The sequence below is a fragment of the Paracholeplasma manati genome (genome assembly GCF_025742995.1).
Lineage (GTDB): Bacteria > Bacillota_I > Bacilli_A > Acholeplasmatales > UBA5453 > Paracholeplasma > Paracholeplasma manati.
Genome location: NZ_JAOVQM010000001.1, coordinates 48,628 through 67,087 on the forward strand (window position 1 = coordinate 48,628; position 18,460 = coordinate 67,087).

An 18,460-nucleotide genomic window follows, 5' to 3' on the forward strand; every position below is an offset into this window, starting at 1 on the left:
GTAACATTTTATTCAATTTTTCTATTGATTATTTGATGAATATACTCACAAAGTTGTTGAATTTGTTGTTTAATATTTTCCATGTGTATACCAGAGTAACCCATCACTAAATAAGGTGATTCAGAACCTGTGGGTTCAATATCAAACTCGTGTAGTCCTTTAATATCGATTTTGTGTGTCCTTAAGGCTTGTACCAAATCGGATTCAGACATCTTCGTATGGACCTTTAATATGAAATGAAGTCCTGCTTCATTTCCCTTCATTTCAAGCATTGGATATGCTTTGATTACAGACTGAATGATTTGGATTTTTTTCTGATAAATGAGTCTTGTTCGATTTAAATGACGGTCAAAATGGCCTTCTTTCATGAATTTGTATAAAATATACTGTTCGAAGTTCGGTACGGTACTACTATGATGGCTTTTAATCTCTTGATATCTTGGCAGTAATTCTATAGGTAAAACGATATAACCCATCTTAAATGCGGGTCCTAAACTCTTGGTAAAGGAATTCATATAAATGACTTTGGGTTCTTTGGTTAATCCAAACATGGTGGATACTGGAGCTCCACCAAATCTAAATTCACTGTCGTAGTCATCTTCAATGATATAACGATTATTTTCCATAGCCCATTGAAGTAATGCCAATCGTCTTTGGATTGGCATCACAATACCCGTTGGGAATTGATGGGCAGGGGTGATGTGTAAAATCGAAGCGTTTGATTTGATTAACGATTCTACTTCAACCCCAGATTCGTCTAACGCAATGGGTTTGATATCTACACCTAACCCTTTGAGGGTTTGATAGATTCTCGGGTACCCAGGGTTTTCTAAGGCATATATGTGTTCTCTACCTAGTAACTCAACCAGTAAATTGAGTAGTGGTTGAGAACCAGAACCTACGATGATTTGTTCTGGTATGACTTGGATGTGTCGATAGATTTCTAAGTACTTAACGATTTCCATACGAAGTTCTAAGATACCTTCTGAGGGGGTTACATTCATCAAAGGATAAATACTGGTGGATAAGACTTCTCTCGATAGTTTTGTCCATGTGGATAGTGGAAACAAATCATTATCAACGACATTGGTTTTAAAGGATAAGTCATAAATAGTGGTTGGTTGAATGATGGGTTTAACGATGGTTGTTGTAGATTTTGTTTGAATGGGGGTAATGCCTTCACTGACAAAATAACCTATCTTCTCTTTGGTGTAGATATACCCTTCCATCAAGAGTTGATCATAAGCATTTTGAATGGTAAAAATCGACACTTGGGTGGCGTAGGCAAGTTTTCGTTTGGAAGGTAGTTTTTCATTGGGTTTGTATTTACCCTCTAAGATGAGTCTTTTGAGTTCTTCATATACGGATTGAGATTTGGTTTTCATATACCCTCCATCTGGTATGGTATAAATACTGCTTTATAGTTATTTTATTATACCAGTTGTACCTAGACAAAAAAAGACTTCCACATAGTCAACTTTCGATTGTTTGATTGTGACTTGTATTGGAAATCTCATTTTTTTATTCAATCACTTTTGTTTTACTGTAAGTTCGTTTAAGTTCAGTAAATGTAATAAGATATGCGAAACAGAATGTAATTATTAATATGACCATCGGAATCCATACAGTTGGATTCACCAATGGTATGATGACATAAATATTGGTCGCAATCGATTGATTGATAAAATGACCTGCTATTAATGCTGTTATGGTTGATAATCCCGTTGTAAAGATGGCTAAAAATGCATCTTGAATCAAAAATATAAAATTCATATCTTTGAATCTGGTTCCTAATGATCTCATGATTCGAATACTGGTTTCTTTGTTTACAACCATATTGTGTATGAACCCCACAAACGAAATCAGTGAGGTCAAAAGAAATACGATGCCCAATACCAATGATACTTGTAAAACCACATTTTTGAATTCTTTAATCATATGCAGTGAATAATCGAGTTTTGAGTTCACCCATACATTGGATTCACCCATAGTCGTTTGATAATCCAGTGCTTTCTTGTATCCATCATCTTTGACGGTAACAAAAAGTTGGTAGGCTACTTTATCTGCGCCATAGTTTCCAATGTTCTGGTCTAAATCGGCGATAAAATTTACCATGTCACTGCCAAAGAATAACGTTGTATGCAGACCAAATTTGAGATCATTTTCAAACATAAACTGATAAGTACTATTTTCAATGGTTTGATCTGGTAGTGTATAGTTCGTGTCTATGATGCCGACGATTGTAAAGGTATATTTGTGTAAATCATTGCCATCTATAAAATTGATATCCAATGTTCTTGAGTCGATGATACTTTGTAGTACGGTGTCATCATGATAGTTCGATTCATTTACCCAACCCATTTGATATGCAATATAATTGGTGATTACGACTTCAGTGGTTAAGCTATGATCGACGGGTAATCTACCAACCAATGATAGCCCAAATCCATTGACTTGAGTTAAGGATACATTGGTGTACCCTTGAATCACACCATCACTACCATTATCCAATATGGTTTGAGCAATCCCATCATTATATAAAGTGCCAATAATATTACTTTCATCAAAAAGTGATTTCAATTCGTTTTTATCTGTTAGTGTAAACATTAAATCGTTCATCACCAAGTCGGGTGAGGGCACTTTTTGAATCATGACATAAGTTACATTTTCGTTTTGAAATCCATTTTGCATGGCTGTAATCTCATTAAAGTTATAGATTGTTAAAGCCAATATGAATGAGGACAAGGTGAGAAAAAACGTCATTAGTGCGAAAATCATTCTTGAAAACTTATAAGTAAACCACTTATAGGCAAATTTAAAACTGACATTAAAAGGCAAGTGATACTTATGGATTATGTCATTATTTTTGGTGACTGTTTTCATAGGTAGTTCATGGATAACTTTATCTTCAATGATTTTTCCTTTTTCCAAATAAATGATTCGATCACCATATTTTTCAGCCAATTGAAGTTGATGTGAAACAATCACAACCAATCGGTTTTGGGATATATCTTTTAATAACGCCATGATATTATTGGCATTTTTTTCATCCAATGATCCTGTGGGTTCGTCGGCGATAATTACACTAGATTCTTTTAATAGTGCCCTTACAATCGCAACCCTTTGTCTTTCGCCACCACTTAGAAACTTTGGATAATCGGTTATACTCTCATTTAGATTCACTTTTCTCAACTGTTCTATGATTTCTTCAGTACTAACAATTTTTTGTTGGAGTTGCGTCGGTAATACGATATTTTCCTGTATGTTGAGCTCATCTATTAGATTTAGCCCTTGAAAAATGATGCCAATGTGTTGGTTTCGAAAAACATCCTGATTATTTTTACTAAGATTTGTAATATCCAAGTCATTGAATAAGACTCGACCACTGGTAGGGATATCTAGTAATCCTAGCATATTTAGTAATGTTGTTTTCCCACTACCACTATCGCCAACAATAAAAACCATACCAGTGTCTGGTAAGTTCATATGGATATGACTTAAAGCTGTTTTTTGATTTTTATAAACTTTGGTTACGTTCTCGAAATTGATCATTTATATTACCTATCATAACTTCTACGTCAATAAACTCATTCTTGGATATATTCATTATATAAAATATTTAAACTGATGTAAATGTTAACATTCAAATATTTTAAATATTCATTTTTAACCATAAAAGGCAAATTATACTATACTAAACTGGTATGGTTATAATAATGTTTTCTGGTTATTTTCTTATACCAGTTTTCCATCTAAAATGTTGTTATAGCACTTTCGGAGGTATTATCATGTCAAACGATCGTTATGTACTCAATAAAGCACTCGCTCAAATGTTAAAGGGCGGTGTCATTATGGACGTTATGAATGCTGATCAAGCAAAGATTGCAGAAAAAGCAGGGGCTGTTGCTGTGATGGCGTTAGAACGAATTCCAGCCGATATTCGCGCAGTCGGTGGGGTTTCTAGAATGAGTGACCCTAAATTGATTAAAGAAATTCAAGACGCAGTGACGATTCCAGTGATGGCGAAAGTCCGTATTGGACATTTTGTTGAAGCCCAAATCTTAGAAGCCTTAGAAATCGATTATATCGATGAATCTGAGGTCTTATCACCAGCGGATGATATTCATCACATTGATAAAAAAGCATTTCAAGTGCCTTTTGTCTGTGGGGCTAAGAACTTAGGTGAAGCCTTAAGACGCATCAGTGAAGGGGCTTCGATGATCCGTACCAAGGGTGAACCTGGTACAGGGGATGTCATTCAAGCGGTGAGACACATGCGTGAAATTCAAAAAGAAATCAGACGCATCCAATCTTTAAAGAAAGACGAACTCTATGTTTTACAAAAAGACTTAGGGGTATCGCTAGACTTAATCGAATATGTCCATGAATATGGCAAGCTCCCAGTCGTTCAGTTCGCAGCTGGTGGCGTCGCGACCCCAGCGGATGCGGCACTGATGATGCAACTGGGTGCGGAAGGCGTATTCGTGGGTTCTGGTATATTTAAATCTGGTAACCCAGAGAAACGTGCTCAAGCGATTGTTAAAGCCGTTACCAACTACAACAATCCAAAGATATTGGCTGAAATCTCCACCGATTTAGGTGAAGCCATGGTTGGAATCAATGAGTCTGAAATCGCCCTCTTAATGGCTGAACGAGGCAAGTAATGAGGATTGGTGTGCTTGCTTTACAAGGGGCTTTTATTGAGCATCAACAGATGTTGGATAGATTGGGAGTATCATCCTTTCAAATCCGAAACTTAACTGACTTGCAAGGCCCCATGGACGGTTTGATTCTGCCGGGGGGAGAATCAACCGCCATGGGTAAATTATTAAAAGACTTAAATCTCTATGAACCCATTAAAGAAAAAATCCAGCAAGGCTTACCCGTATTCGGGACCTGTGCTGGATTGATTTTACTGTCTAAATCGATTGATGATGATACAACCTCACATTTTGGATTACTCGATGTCCATACCAAACGAAATGCTTATGGCAGGCAATTGGGTAGTTTTCAAGTCAATCACCCATTTGATGGTAAAGTTATTCCGATGACATTCATCCGGGCACCTTATATCGATGCTTATGGTAAAGACTTCGAAGTCTTAGCTACCTATCAAGGTAAAGTGATTGCTGGAAGACAACACAATATGTTGGTCACTGCTTTTCATCCTGAACTCACCCTAGATACAACGGTTCATGCCTACTTTATATCAATGATGAATCATCTTGTGGTTTAGTATCAATCATAAAAATACGTTACGGGTGTAAAAGCAACCCTATATACCACAAGATTTTCATTATATACAGGTTCAAAATAATAGGTACCAGGCAATAAAGTGATTGTTTGATAATACCTATATACCGTCTTTTCATTGGTGAGTGCATTCACAATACCAATATCGATGCCATTTTGTCGACCATATAAATAATCAAAACTGATTCTAAATTCAATCTTTTGTTCAATAACAATCTTCATGATTTGTGCTTCGGTTGAAATCAGTGGCAACGAATATTCGCTGCTCATGATTTTCATCCGAGGATCATCATAATCTGTGGCGTGGTTTTCTAAAGGTAAATATGAAACTTTCAAATTACCTTCAATCACACCATTTTTATGATACATATATACGGTTTCACTACCATCTTCAATTAGAAGTTTATTTGTCTTTGATATAGCATATACATTGGTGAATGGTAACGCTTGTGTGTTTTCTAATATAACCAATGTCTTTTGGGTTGTGTTGAATTGTAAACCAATAAAATCATATGGACCTTCGATATCATAATGAATATTACCTGAGTTGAAAAATACACTGTCTATTTCTTGAAGTCCATTGTTTGTATAGTTTGTACGGATAATACGTGTTTCATATAAGAAGTTAATCAAGTTGTATTTGAATGACATGTCATAATAGCCATCTGACTTGATTTCGAAGAACGCACCTAAATAGTCACTATCATAATTGATGGGAATACCAAAGCGTCTTTGTGAAACTCGATTGTTATCATAAATATCATAGCTGATACCAGATGATAAGTTTTGTGGTGTATTCGTACTCACAAAATATATACCTGCTTCAAAATAGGCATTATAATAGGCAAATCCACCTTGGGATGAGCGAAAATAAATGGGATTAGCTAAATCGATGGTTTCTGGTAATTGAGAATTGGTTTGTCTGTATAGACGATGATCATTGAAGTCTCTAACAGTAAATTCGCCATAGTTCATGGTAAATGTAATCAATAATTCAATCTTTACAAGATCCAAATCGAATGCCATTTCAGTGATTTGGATCATTTGATCTTCTAAAATGGTAATGCTCAGTTTAGCTGGTACTTCATATAGTTCATCTAGATCAATGCCGGATTGTTGATAGATGGTTTCTATTTGAGCTAAATCATTATCCGATAACATGTCTTTAGCTTTCCCGTCAAATATGTACGCATCACCATCTCTTGAGATTTTAATACCATTTAAATCTAGTTTATTCTCCGTCATTGGACCATTGAACGTTTCATCCTCAGCAAGCTTTCTAGTTGTTAGATTGAAAAACTGAATGCCGTTGATGATATCTTCTCTATTCATGGTGTAACTATAAACGGTATCGCCAATCTTTTGTTGAACGAATGTTTGGTTATTTAGGGTATGTTCATAATACTCAATGTCTTTTTGGATTTTACCCTCAATCTTGACCCGGTCAATGGTTCTAGCCTGTCCAATATGAACGGTTGTTTTCGTTTCAGATGTGTAAGTGAATTGATTACTGCCACTTTCAAATGCATTGATTTCACTCTGAATTTCACTGGCTTTTAAAGCCGTTAAAACATCACATCCACTCAAAATAATTAACAGGAACATCGATAATACAAGAATTTTTTTCATGAGTTTAATCCCTTCGTACGTATGCTTTAGTTTTGCATCGAGTCATTATATTTAGATTATAACATCGATAATATATAAATACTAGCGATTTTTCAACTTTTCTTAGTATTCCACAAATTCGTTAATATCGAATAATTTGTATAAATATTTTCATTTTCGATCCACATTTTTCGGATGCAAATGAACAGTTATCTTATGACTATGAACATTGTTATCTACTATAACTAAATAGAATTCAAAAAAATTGTTTTTGATTTTAATATATTCACGATATAATACTCTTATAAAACTATGGGAGATGATTGAATTGAGAATCAATCGTACAGATAATACGCAAATGCGTCAACTTTGGGATAAGGGTGAAGCTGATCAAAAAGATAACGTAACCAATGATGAAAAAAGAAATCGCGGTTCTTATTTAGGTCTCTTATTGGGTATATTATTTGTCGTTGTTGTATTTGTTGTCGCACTTATATTTAGATAATACAAAGCCACTTTCGATAAGATTGTGGTTTTTTTCAAAGTTAAGGATTTTTATTTTTTGAAAACACACTTTCAAAATTGCAACAATTAACCGCGATTATAGAAAATAAAACCATCCAACTGTATCACTATTGCTTAGTAGTATTGGATGGTTCTTTTTTATGAGTTTATGATTATGTCACATTGATGCGTAATGCTCAAATCTTTGACATACCTTCGTTCATTTGGTATCCATTTTGTCATGAACTTCCAAAGGCGTTTAAACCCATTTCTCTTTAATATGTCTTTATACTGTTTGAATAATGGTTTATGATAAAACACCTTTAAATCATAGGACTGTCTCATATACGGGTGTAATACAAAAGCACCTTCAAATATATGAATGGGTTGGTGTGGTATTTCGATCATCGAAGCATGTTTGTGAGTCTTAAAATCAAAAGGTCGATATTGGATAGGTTGTTTTAACTCGACTGGTTTAAAGATGGTTTCTTTGATTTTTTCATAATCGATATTTGATCCATACTGTGATAAAGGTTGATTGGTATCCATCACCGGTTTTTTAAAGAAATCATCTGTGTGAAACACCTGAGCATTCAAAATCAAACCCAACTGATTAGCAAGTGTGGTTTTACCAGCACCTGCATAACCGTCAATCGCAACCCACAATTCATTTTTACTATCCAGTAATTCTTCGATTTTAGCCAATACTTTTAATAGGTTATATGTGTATCGATTAATCATTACAAAGTCCACTTTTTCCTTTGTTGGTTGGATGGACATGATAGAAGCTTCGACCAAGCGTGATAGTGTCTGTTTTGAAAGATAAAAATCACCTTTTTCGTGTATATTGAATCCAAAATGATGGTTTTTATGATACACCAGTGTAAAACCAAATTTATCCAATGCTGTGTTTGTTTTCATCACTTTTGCATTCCTCTCATTAACATAAAAAGGCTATATAGAGCCTTTTTCGTTTTATTTAAGTTTTCGCCTTTAGGCATTTTCTAACGCATCCAGTACATGTGTTTTCTTTAATGCGAAATACAAAACTGGGATTAAAACCAATTGGATTCCAATACCAGGTAATCCAGTGATAAATGCAGCCTTCACGAAGATATCTAGACTGAAATTAAGACCTGCCAGTGGGTAGAAAATGGCTGCCCCTAATCCCCATACTGCACGTCCCAAAAGCATCCCAACAATGAGGGCTACTACTGCGAATATATCTTTCTTTGGTAATAGTTTTTTTGTAAGACCAGCGAATAAACCATAAGCACCGATTTCAAAGGACATGACCAATGCTTGTGGGTATAGTGGCGGCATGCTTACCAATACACTTCTAAGGAGTGGGGTAACCAATCCAACCAATAGACCATATTTAGGTCCAAGGATTAAACCTGTGAATAAAGCAGGGATATGCATGAGTAAGAATACAGAACCCAACGCTGGGTTTGAAGCGGTTAAAAACGGTAATACAATCCCTAACGCAATCATCAAGCTCGATAATACCAAGGGATATAAAGGACTTTTTTGCATGAATTTCTCTCTTTCAATTTGTGATGTTAGAATCGATTCTTGTCAATCCACAAACCCAAAGCTGGGTTAGGGATGAAGAAAATCTCTTCACCATCACTCAAGGTATTCCAACCCGGTTCTAGCGTGGTTGGATCATATTTTTTCACGACTTCATCGTAATCAACTGCGTTAAAATGTACCCCTCGAACTTCTTCTTTGGTGATGTTTTTAACGGCGTAGGTGATGTTGAATCTGCCATCGGATGAACTATGGATTAAGTGTGCTGCCGCACCCATATTCTTTTGTAAATCTTCATTTTGTTTAAATAATTCTAGGACATTGAGACGCCCACAATACCCATACTTGCGAATGAGTTGATCGATGCGTTGGTCTTCACCAAACTTAGTGACACCCGCCGCTAAAACAATCAATTCTCCACCATCTTGGATAGCCATACGGGTACGATATACCGATTTATTGCCTAACCAAGTCGATTTGAATTCTTTCGGGTCTAGGTATACAACACACTTTTTAATCCCACGGTCTAAGAAATTGATGTTCTTTTGTTGAGAAACTTCAATCGCTGCTTCTAAGACCTTACGGGTATCCCCAATGAATAACCCATGGGTCTTGATGACATTTTTAGGTGCGGTGGTTACGGTTAAAACGAAGATGAGTGGTCTGTCTTTTAAGAAGTGTTCTAAGGCGTAATCGAGTAATTTACGGACAGGGGTAAAGTCTTTACCCATCATGCGTTCCATGCCGTATACAGCGCCAATCATGTGGGATTGGTTGATGGTGGTTTTACCGCCACACCCCACAAACACGTTTTTCGCGTGGTTCGCCATACCGATGACTTCATGAGGGACCACTTGACCAATCGAAACAATCAAATCATAATTTGGGTCCATGATGAGACGATTCACTTCCATCCCAACGCCTCGATCCCATAACCCATCGGTGATGGATGCGATATAATCGCCAGGGACCTCACCCACATGGACGATGTCTTCACGCCAGTTGTGGACAATGAATCTGTCATGAGGAATATCACCATACATTTCATCGAGTTCAGAAGAACTCATCGGTTCATGGGTACCTAAAGCTGGTAGAATGTCCACTTGAACGTGGTCTTTGAGTAGATGATAGTATAAGTTCGTAATCAATCCTGCATTGGAATGAAAACGGGTAAAATCGGGTGGAATCAACAATACTTTCTTTAAGGTTTTACCTTCAAGTGATTGTTTTAACCCTTTTAAAATGTCTTCTTTGGATAACCCTTCAGGGCTTTGTTCTCTAAAGAATAATTCCATAGTTATACACCAGAATAGGCGTTAAATCCGCCATCGACAGGGACGACCACACCAGTAACGAACGCCGATTGTTTTGGATCAATGAGCCAGAGTAACGTACCGATGAGTTCGCTTGGTTCACCAAAGCGTTTCATCGGTGTACTGCCAATGATTTTGAGGGAACGGTCACTTAAAGACCCATCTGGTTTAATCAATAGATTTTTGTTTTGTTCTGTCACGAAGAAGCCTGGTGCCAACGCATTGACACGGATGCCTTCTTTCGCGAAGTGTACAGCCATCCATTGGGTAAAATTGTTAATCGCTGCTTTGGCTGCGCTATAAGCAGGGATTTTGGTGAGTGGGTTAAAGGCACTCATCGATGAGATGTTTAGAATGCTACAACCTTTTCTACCAACCATGTCTTTACCAAACACTTGTGAAGGAATCAACGATCCCGTGAAGTTTAATCCAAACACATAGTTAAAACCATCTAAATCCATATTGAAAAAGTGTTTCGCCCCTTCGGTCTCTAAAGCTTGAGGGTTAAAATACTCATCGGATGTGGTTGCTTTAGGGTCATTCCCACCAGCACCATTGATCAAAATATCGACAGGTCCAAAGGTGTTTTTAATGAGTTGATGTGCCACTTCGATTGAACTTCTATTCAAAACGTCTGCGGATACTGCCAACGCTTGTTGACCTGAAGCTCTAATTTCGGAAGCGAGTTTTTCTGCTTTTTCTAAACTTCTGCCTAAAATAACAACTTTACCGCCTGCTTGTGCACAAGCTTTCGAAAATTCTGTGCCTAAGACACCTGCACCGCCGGTGACGACGATGACTTTATTGGATAAATCAAACTGTAAAGGATAGCTCATGGCATTTCTCCTATACGTTATAAGTCGTTGAGGATGTTTTACCACCACGACCGGTCCAGTTGGTATGGAAGAATTCGCCTCTTGGTTTGTCGGTTCTTTCATATGTATGGGCACCGAAGAAATCTCTTTGAGCTTGTAATAGGTTGGCTGGCAATTTATCGGTACGATACGAATCAAAATAGTTTAACGCTGCTGACATTGCAGGGGTAGGAATCCCATTCAATACAGCTGTTGAGATGACATTGCGCCAAGCACCCGTCATGTTTTCAACCACATCTTTAAAATAAGGGTCTAACAATAGGTTGGCTAGGTTAGGGTTTTGTTCAAACGCTTCTTTAATCTTACCTAAGAACACAGAACGGATGATACAGCCACCACGCCACATCAAAGCGATACCGCCATAATTTAAATTCCAGTTGTTGGTTTTCGCAGCCGCTTTCATCAAAGCGTAGCCTTGAGCATATGAAACAATCTTCGCTGCGTATAATGCTTTTTTAATGTCTTCAATGAAGGCTTGTTTGTCGCCTTTAAAGGAAACAGGTACCGCTTTAAATGCTTTAGAAGCGACCAAACGTTCTTCCTTCATCGAAGAAATGAAACGGGCATAAACGGCTTCTGTAATGAGGGTTAGAGGTACTGAATCTTCTAATGATTGTACGGCTGTCCATTTACCAGTCCCTTTTTGACCAGCGGTATCTAAAATTTTATCGATGAGTGGTTGTCCATCTTCATCTTTAAAGGAGAGGATTTCCCCTGTGATTTCAATCAAATAACTGTCTAGTTCTGTTTTATTCCAAGCTTTAAACACATCCGCCATTTCATCGGCAGACATGCTTAAGACGTTTCTCATCAAATGATACGCTTCGGTGATGAGTTGGATATCGCCATACTCAATCCCGTTATGGACCATCTTAACGAAGTGGCCTGCGCCATCTTCGCCCACCCAGTCACAGCAGACTGAACCATCCGCGACTTTGGCTGCGATGGCTTGGAATATTGGTTTGACGGTTGGCCATGCTTGAGGGGATCCCCCTGGCATGATGGAAGGTCCAAGTAACGCGCCTTCTTCACCACCAGATACACCTGTACCAATGTAATAGAACCCTTTAGATTCCACATATTTGGTTCTTCTAACGGTATCTGGATAGTGGGAGTTTCCACCATCGATGATGATATCGCCTGGTTCTAATAACGGTAACAATTGTTCAATGACTTGATCGACAGGGTCACCTGCTTTGATCATCATCATGACTTTTCTTGGTTTCTTTAGGGATTGGACCAATGTTTTTAAATCGTTGGTACCAATGATTGGTAAGCCTTTAGCACGGGTATTCAAGAATTCATCGACACGGCTTTGTTGACGTGCGTGAGCAGTGACTTGAAACCCCTTAGACGCCATATTTAAGACGAGGTTTTCCCCCATCACGGCGAGTCCAGTTAATCCAATATCTGATAATTTTTCCATGTTGTTCTCCTTTTAACGCTTCACTCGAGCGTTGCCTTCGTAGATACTCCAAATGACCTCTTCATCTGCAGGCAAACCGAAGTCCTCTACTACAGTTGTAACATAAGCACCGCTCGCCCAGGCGAAATGTGCACAGTTTTCTAAAGAAAATCCTTTTAATAGACCATATAAGAGGCCACCGACGAACCCGTCGCCACCACCAATGCGGTCTAAAACACGAATGCGTCTCGGTTCAACGACGACCCATTCTGACCCTTGGTTCAATATCGCACCCCAATAATGCTCATTCGCATCTTCCACTTGACGGAGTGTAGTTGCGTAAGTCGATGCGTTCGGGAATGCTTTCTTAACATTATCTATCAAGCCTTTAAAACTGTCAATTTGTTTTGAAATATCTTTCCCACCAGCTTCAGGTCCATGGACATCTAAAGCGAGCTGGAAGTCTTCTTCATTACCAATTAAAATATCGGTTAAAGAAGCGATTTCTTTAAAGACTTTGGATAGTTCTTCTTTTCTATTTTTCCAGAATGATGCACGGTAGTTTAAATCGAATGAAATCACAGTACCATTGGCTTTCGCGAAACGCGCGAGTTCTAAACAAAACGCACTGGTTTCTTTCGATAACGCCACGATGAGTCCTGAGAGGTGTAATAATTGTACGCCTTCTTCTTTAAAGATGCGGTTTAAGTCAAAGTCTTCCAAAGCAATCGTTCTGCCTACTTCACCAGCGCGGTCGTTTTGAACGCGTGGTCCACGCATCCCATAACCACTATCGGCGATGTTAAATTGGTGACGATAGCCCCAAGGGCCACCTTGTTCAATGTCTTTACCTTCAAAGTCAATCCCACGACGTCTTAAATCATTTTTGATGAGTAAAGCGACTGGGCTATCTTTAACAAATTTGGTCAACACTTTGGTTTTGAGTCCAAGCGCTGCAGAGATGCTTAAAACATTCGTTTCAGCCGATGTAGCTTGCATCTGAAATAGGCTTGAAGTGTGGACAGGTTGTCTGTCAAATGGGGTGATTCTAACCCCCATCGACGATGGTGATACGAGTGCGTACTTGCTGTGTTCTCTGAATTTCATACAATGTTCTCCCCTGAAATATTAAAATCCTTTGTATAAAAGCTCTAAATGCATCCCGATATGGGCATATAACATATCGCTATAGGTTTGTGCTTCATCGCGCCATAAAGCGAATAATTGGTTTCTAAATACAAATTCACCTTGTTCATTTTTATGATTTAAGATGAACCCATAAGTGATGTGGATGAGTTGTCTAGCATCGTTGTTATGGAACAAGTTTGGTAGTTCTTCATCCTTTAAAGTTTCTAATGCTGGTATACGGTTTAAATCGGTCGTTACATGATAGAACTTTTGAGCTTCACCAAACATGCTGATGGCGTAGGCGTGGATGTCGCGATAAAGCTTCGGTGCTTTCGCGGAAACGACACGCATCGCTTCAAGCCAGTTGGTGCCAGCGGTTTTCACATGGAAATGACCTCTGGTGTGTTTACCAATCAATGTAAAGATTGAGAATTTATCTGACCCTGAGTGAATCGATAACTTATAACCAAAATGTCTCGCAATCGCAGCGTGTACCATGAGTTCGACTTCAAATTGCTTGATATCGCCTACATAGTCAATCCCTTTTTGGAATTCACCACAGAATCGTGGTGCCAACGTATCGAGTTTAACCCCTCTGAGTTTCAATTCGTTCGCAACAAAATAGTGTTGTGCCGGGGTGGTTGGTGTAGAGGTTTCATCGATGGATAGCTCGAAGTTCGCTTCGGCTTTTTGATCGATAAAGAATGTTTGATAAATTTTGGCTGCGAATTCGATGGCTTTTCCATAAACCAAGACACAACGGTTCAATTCATTTTCAGAAAACTCTACCACACTGTGTTCAATTTGAATTGGGTGACCTAAATAACGCTTTTTAAGCATGTCATCGATTTGAACTTCACGACGAACTTGTTCATCGGTCATGTGATTTACATCATTTCGAATATAGTCACTCGCGTCCAAAGTAATCATTGTAAACCCTAAAGATAACGCGTACTTAATGTCTTCTGGTTTCTTTAAATGGTCACCATCAGCACCAAAGCCTCTGGTGAATCCCACTTTAAACGCACCAAATGACGCAGCATCTAACACGTCCTCATAGGTTCTATGGGTTAATGTGAGTTCTCTGATGGATTGTTGAGCAAAAATTGGATAAGCATCGTATTGTTTAAACACACGCGCATGTCCTGGGGTTGCTAGACCCAAACGGTCACCTAAACCAAAACTTCTTTGTTTATTTAAAACAGGGATGGGTTTGGTAAATGGGAACAATCTTCTCAGTACTTGTCCATTTTCAAAGGTGAGTGGTGCGATGACCACAGGTACTCCTGAAACATCATCAATTTGACCCTTAAATTGGTTTGCTAATCTGCCATAAGCTACCAATTCATCTGCGTGTGGTGCTGCTTGCATCCAAACGTAAGTATCTTCGACTTGTTGAATGGATTTAGGATATACCTTTGATCCATAGACACCTTGAATGCCCGATAATGCCTTTAAAAAATCCGTGTTTTTGTTTGACATATGTTCTCTCCTCTTGTGTATATATTTCCTTTAGAAATAGGCTTGCTTAAAAATGAATGACCATTTTTATGAATAAGCAACCGCTACCATAATACTATTTTACCACATTTTTTATTTTGTAAACACTGTTTATATATGCGGACACATTTTTATCAACGACACTTTTTATAGCACCGTTGATAGCCGTGTTTACTGTTTGAATATGAATGTGTTGATAGCGTGTGTAAACCCATCTTCTTTAAAGGTTTTGGTCACATAAGACGCGTTTTCTTTTAAGGTAGTTTCGCCATCGCCCATCGCTACACCGATGCCAGCAATTTGAACCATCGATAAGTCATTTTCTTGATCACCAATCGACAAAACTTCGGTTAAAGGTATCCCTAAATGTTCACATAGAATATTTAAAGCTCTGCCTTTACTCGCGATTTTATTGCCCACATCGATAAATGAAGCTTGAGAAGATAAAACATAAACGTCATCGATTCGAGATAATGTTGTTCTTAAGGTATTAAACTTATGTTCATTGGGTTCAATGATCAGGATTTTTAACAACCCTTGCTTTAAATAAGGTTCAATCTGTTCGGATTCAACCACCACAGATTCAAAGGTACCAATGCGCGATTCTAACAATGCTTTCGCGCTTTGGTTTGAAACGATGACTTGTGTGGTGTATAAAAGATAATCGGTTTGATGTTGGTTTAATAGGGCTAAAACTCGATTAGCCACCGTGGGTTCGATGACATCTTGATGTAATACTTTTTGTTGATTAAAATCATAGATCATCGCACCGTTGGTACAAATAATCGGCCATTTAATGTTGAGCGTTTTAGCCATTGATTTAACCGCGTCTTTATGACGTCCAGTCGCAAGGGTGAATACATAGCCTTCGTTTTGAAGGCGTAGTATGGTTTGTTTGGTTTTGTCGGACATCTCTTTTTTATTGACCAATGTCCCATCTAAATCAGCAATAATCATTTTCATAATTTATCAGCACTCCAGTGCCATTATACACTATTATTATTCTTAAACTTATGTTTGACTATTCATAATTCAAATTTACTTCAGGTATTCTACTTATTTTTTAATTTTCTGTAATGCTTTGTTTAAGGCTACCATAAGCGCTTTTGGCAACAACTTGGAATTATAACTCGTGATCATTTTAATACTCATACTACGAATGTTTGCTAAAGTTGTTTTCTCATCCATAGAATGAAAATATTGATTAAATACTTGTTTTGCTTCTGGATGATTTATTACTTCATGAATGGTATCATAAATACTAAAATAGTCCGGTTTTATGTTTTCCAATGCATCCTCATTTGAAACCGTATCTATCCAATCTGAAGGATTAATGCCAAACACATTATTGACTGTATTTTGTTTTTGATAAGTGTATTGTAAAACTGGTTGATCAACAGTAATCCATTCAACAGATTCCACCAAACCATTGGCTTTGACAATGATTTCATTTTTACCAAGCTCTAGGTGAATCGGTGCAGTGAAGACTACATCATCTTTGAATATCTGACTGATGGATACCCCATTATGACTTACCTGTATATTGTGTTGATTAGAATAAACTTTTAAAATAATGTCTCTTTGATGTCGATACTTAAATCGTTTAGAAGTGATGTGTAGCATTGGGGTTTTAAGCCATTTTGCTTGATAAAAATAGTAAGCATCTTTTAACACCTTGTGGTCAAAAGTTACTAATCCTTTAAAGTTTTTTCCTTTAAACTCACCACTTTCTCGAAAATCAGAAGCGAAGTCGTACATGTTCCAGACGAATGTTCCCCATATAAAATCATATTTGCTAAATATGCTGTAAGATTTCTCGTGCCATATAGCCTGATACTCTTCCGTATAATCCTGCATTTGTGGTTGATCAGAATGGTACTCTACGATTGCTTCAACACCATACTCACTAATGGCTAATAACTCATTTGGTTTTGTATGTTCATAATGAGACAACCATGAATCGAAGTCTTCAACTTTACCCATATACCAACCAAAGTATAAGTTATATCCAAGTAAATCAGTATGTGTATGAATCGAGTCAATGATTGGTTGTCTTGCCAATTGAGCTTGCACAGTTAAACGATTTTGATCTAGCGTTTTAGCTAAATTTACCAATGATATAACCACGTTTTCAACACCATCATTTTTTCCAAAAGCTGTGATTTCATTTTGAATACCCCAGATGACAATTGATGAGTGATTCATATTTTGAAGTATAAGTTCTTTGAGTTGTTGGTGCGCATTCAAACCCAATGTATCGGTTTTTGATCCTCTTGAAATAAATGGGATTTCTGCCCAAACCATGAAACCATAACGATCACATAATTCATAAAAATAATCATGATGCTGATAATGTGCTAATCGAATAGCATTTGCACCTAATTTGGAGATTTGCTTAATATCCTCTTCCATCATGGATTTGGTTAAGCAATTACCATAGCCTTGAATGTCCTGATGTCTTGAAACACCATTTAATCTTATTTTTTTCCCATTTAGGAATAGACCATTTTCAGTTTTTAAAAGCTTTCTAAACCCTATGGCAATCTCTCTACTATCTAAAATCATATTATTCTTGATTAAACTCACAGTTAAAGTATACAAATACGGGTCATCAATTCCCTGCCATAAATGCGGATTTTCTAAAACTAATGAAACTTCTGATATATTAAGACCCTTCACAGGAAGCTGTCTTAAATCACTTAAAACGGTTTTGGATTTCGCATCATTTAATCGGATTAAAACATCAACTGTTTGTGAGATATCCCGGTTAAATATCATTGATTTTACTCGAAATCTAGTATATTGAGATGTAACATCATCTTGAAACACATATACGCCATCGGAGGCTTCATCCATTAGATAAAAAGCAATTGTGTTGGTTTGAATGAGAAACACATCTCTATATAAGCCACCATAAAATGTAAAATCTGCCATTAACGGGAATACTTCTTCATGATGAGAATTATCCACACTCACTAAAATATGATTTTCACCGATTAAAGCTAAACCACTGATATCGAATCTAAATTTTGAGTATCCACCCTTATGTGTACCTAATAAAATCCCATTAAAATACACCGTAGAAACGCTATTGGCACCTTCAAACTCTAAGTATAGAGCGCCTGAAATATCACTGATACGCAACGATTTTCGATAATGACAGACGCTTCTATAGTAGTCACTTCCACCATCTTGTCCGTCAATATTATTCCATGTATGTGGTAATGATATTTTTGTCCAAGTAGGTTGATTTTCAATGTCATCTTTCGTAAAGTACCAATCATTGTTGATGTTGATTTTTTTCATTTTATCCATCCTTGACTGCACCTTTTTCAGACAAT

General features: G+C 37.4%; 15 protein-coding genes. 3 read left to right on the top strand and 12 right to left on the bottom strand.

Translation table 11 applies throughout. The features are described from left to right. Positions 1 to 8: 8 nt before the first annotated feature. Entirely contained in the window at positions 9 to 1,385 is a 1,377-nt protein-coding gene (gene pdxR, locus N7548_RS00215) for a MocR-like pyridoxine biosynthesis transcription factor PdxR (RefSeq protein ID WP_263607362.1), read from the bottom strand. A 136-nt stretch (positions 1,386 to 1,521) separates the two neighbouring features. After that, positions 1,522 to 3,552 carry an ABC transporter ATP-binding protein/permease gene (locus tag N7548_RS00220; protein ID WP_263607363.1) on the bottom strand — a complete coding sequence of 677 codons (2,031 nt, stop codon included), beginning with the start codon at positions 3,550 to 3,552 and terminating at the stop codon, positions 1,522 to 1,524. Between the two features lie 236 nt (positions 3,553 to 3,788). On the opposite strand from N7548_RS00220, the gene pdxS reads away from it, so the two are divergent. Further along, positions 3,789 to 4,664: a pyridoxal 5'-phosphate synthase lyase subunit PdxS gene (pdxS, locus tag N7548_RS00225; protein WP_263607364.1), complete on the top strand. Its 876-nt coding sequence runs from the start codon at positions 3,789 to 3,791 to the stop codon at positions 4,662 to 4,664. Further along, positions 4,664 to 5,236: a pyridoxal 5'-phosphate synthase glutaminase subunit PdxT gene (gene pdxT / locus N7548_RS00230; RefSeq protein ID WP_263607365.1), complete on the top strand. Its 573-nt coding sequence runs from the start codon at positions 4,664 to 4,666 to the stop codon at positions 5,234 to 5,236. The genes pdxS and pdxT overlap by 1 nt, the downstream gene beginning before the upstream one ends. A gap of 2 nt (positions 5,237 to 5,238) precedes the next feature. On the opposite strand, the gene N7548_RS00235 is transcribed toward pdxT, so the two are convergent. Continuing rightward, positions 5,239 to 6,882 (bottom strand): hypothetical protein, encoded by a 1,644-nt coding sequence (locus N7548_RS00235; RefSeq protein WP_263607366.1) that lies wholly within the window; start codon positions 6,880 to 6,882, stop codon positions 5,239 to 5,241. 307 nt (positions 6,883 to 7,189) lie between these two features. Between N7548_RS00235 and N7548_RS00240 the strand changes: the two genes are divergently transcribed. Further along, on the top strand, positions 7,190 to 7,366 hold the full coding sequence (locus N7548_RS00240) for a hypothetical protein (protein WP_263607367.1): 177 nt from the start codon (positions 7,190 to 7,192) through the stop codon (positions 7,364 to 7,366). 158 nt (positions 7,367 to 7,524) lie between these two features. Here N7548_RS00240 and N7548_RS00245 read toward each other — a convergent pair whose 3' ends face one another. The 9 genes from N7548_RS00245 to N7548_RS00285 all read right to left on the bottom strand — a co-directional run bounded on the left by N7548_RS00245 (position 7,525) and on the right by N7548_RS00285 (position 18,425). Beyond that, a complete protein-coding gene (locus N7548_RS00245; RefSeq protein WP_263607368.1) occupies positions 7,525 to 8,286 on the bottom strand; it encodes a uridine kinase family protein in 762 nt (253 codons plus the stop codon). Positions 8,287 to 8,358: 72 nt separating this feature from the next. After that, complete coding sequence (locus N7548_RS00250; protein ID WP_263607369.1) at positions 8,359 to 8,901, bottom strand: ECF transporter S component; 543 nt, start codon at positions 8,899 to 8,901, stop codon at positions 8,359 to 8,361. A gap of 26 nt (positions 8,902 to 8,927) precedes the next feature. Continuing rightward, the gene (locus tag N7548_RS00255; RefSeq protein WP_263607370.1) at positions 8,928 to 10,193 is read right to left on the bottom strand and encodes a nickel-dependent putative hexonate epimerase; all 1,266 of its coding nucleotides are present in this window, start codon (positions 10,191 to 10,193) and stop codon (positions 8,928 to 8,930) included. Between the two features lie 2 nt (positions 10,194 to 10,195). Then, on the bottom strand, positions 10,196 to 11,047 hold the full coding sequence (locus N7548_RS00260) for an SDR family oxidoreductase (protein WP_263607371.1): 852 nt from the start codon (positions 11,045 to 11,047) through the stop codon (positions 10,196 to 10,198). A 10-nt stretch (positions 11,048 to 11,057) separates the two neighbouring features. Continuing rightward, positions 11,058 to 12,512: a decarboxylating NADP(+)-dependent phosphogluconate dehydrogenase gene (gnd, locus tag N7548_RS00265; RefSeq protein ID WP_263607372.1), complete on the bottom strand. Its 1,455-nt coding sequence runs from the start codon at positions 12,510 to 12,512 to the stop codon at positions 11,058 to 11,060. Positions 12,513 to 12,524: 12 nt separating this feature from the next. Beyond that, positions 12,525 to 13,598 (bottom strand): PfkB family carbohydrate kinase, encoded by a 1,074-nt coding sequence (locus N7548_RS00270; RefSeq protein ID WP_263607373.1) that lies wholly within the window; start codon positions 13,596 to 13,598, stop codon positions 12,525 to 12,527. Positions 13,599 to 13,619: 21 nt separating this feature from the next. Then, complete coding sequence (locus N7548_RS00275) at positions 13,620 to 15,101, bottom strand: tagaturonate epimerase family protein (RefSeq protein WP_263607374.1); 1,482 nt, start codon at positions 15,099 to 15,101, stop codon at positions 13,620 to 13,622. 189 nt (positions 15,102 to 15,290) lie between these two features. Next, positions 15,291 to 16,082, bottom strand: coding sequence for a Cof-type HAD-IIB family hydrolase (locus N7548_RS00280; RefSeq protein WP_263607375.1), 792 nt, complete (start codon positions 16,080 to 16,082; stop codon positions 15,291 to 15,293). A 93-nt stretch (positions 16,083 to 16,175) separates the two neighbouring features. After that, positions 16,176 to 18,425: a glycoside hydrolase family 2 protein gene (locus tag N7548_RS00285; RefSeq protein WP_263607376.1), complete on the bottom strand. Its 2,250-nt coding sequence runs from the start codon at positions 18,423 to 18,425 to the stop codon at positions 16,176 to 16,178. Positions 18,426 to 18,460: the final 35 nt, after the last annotated feature.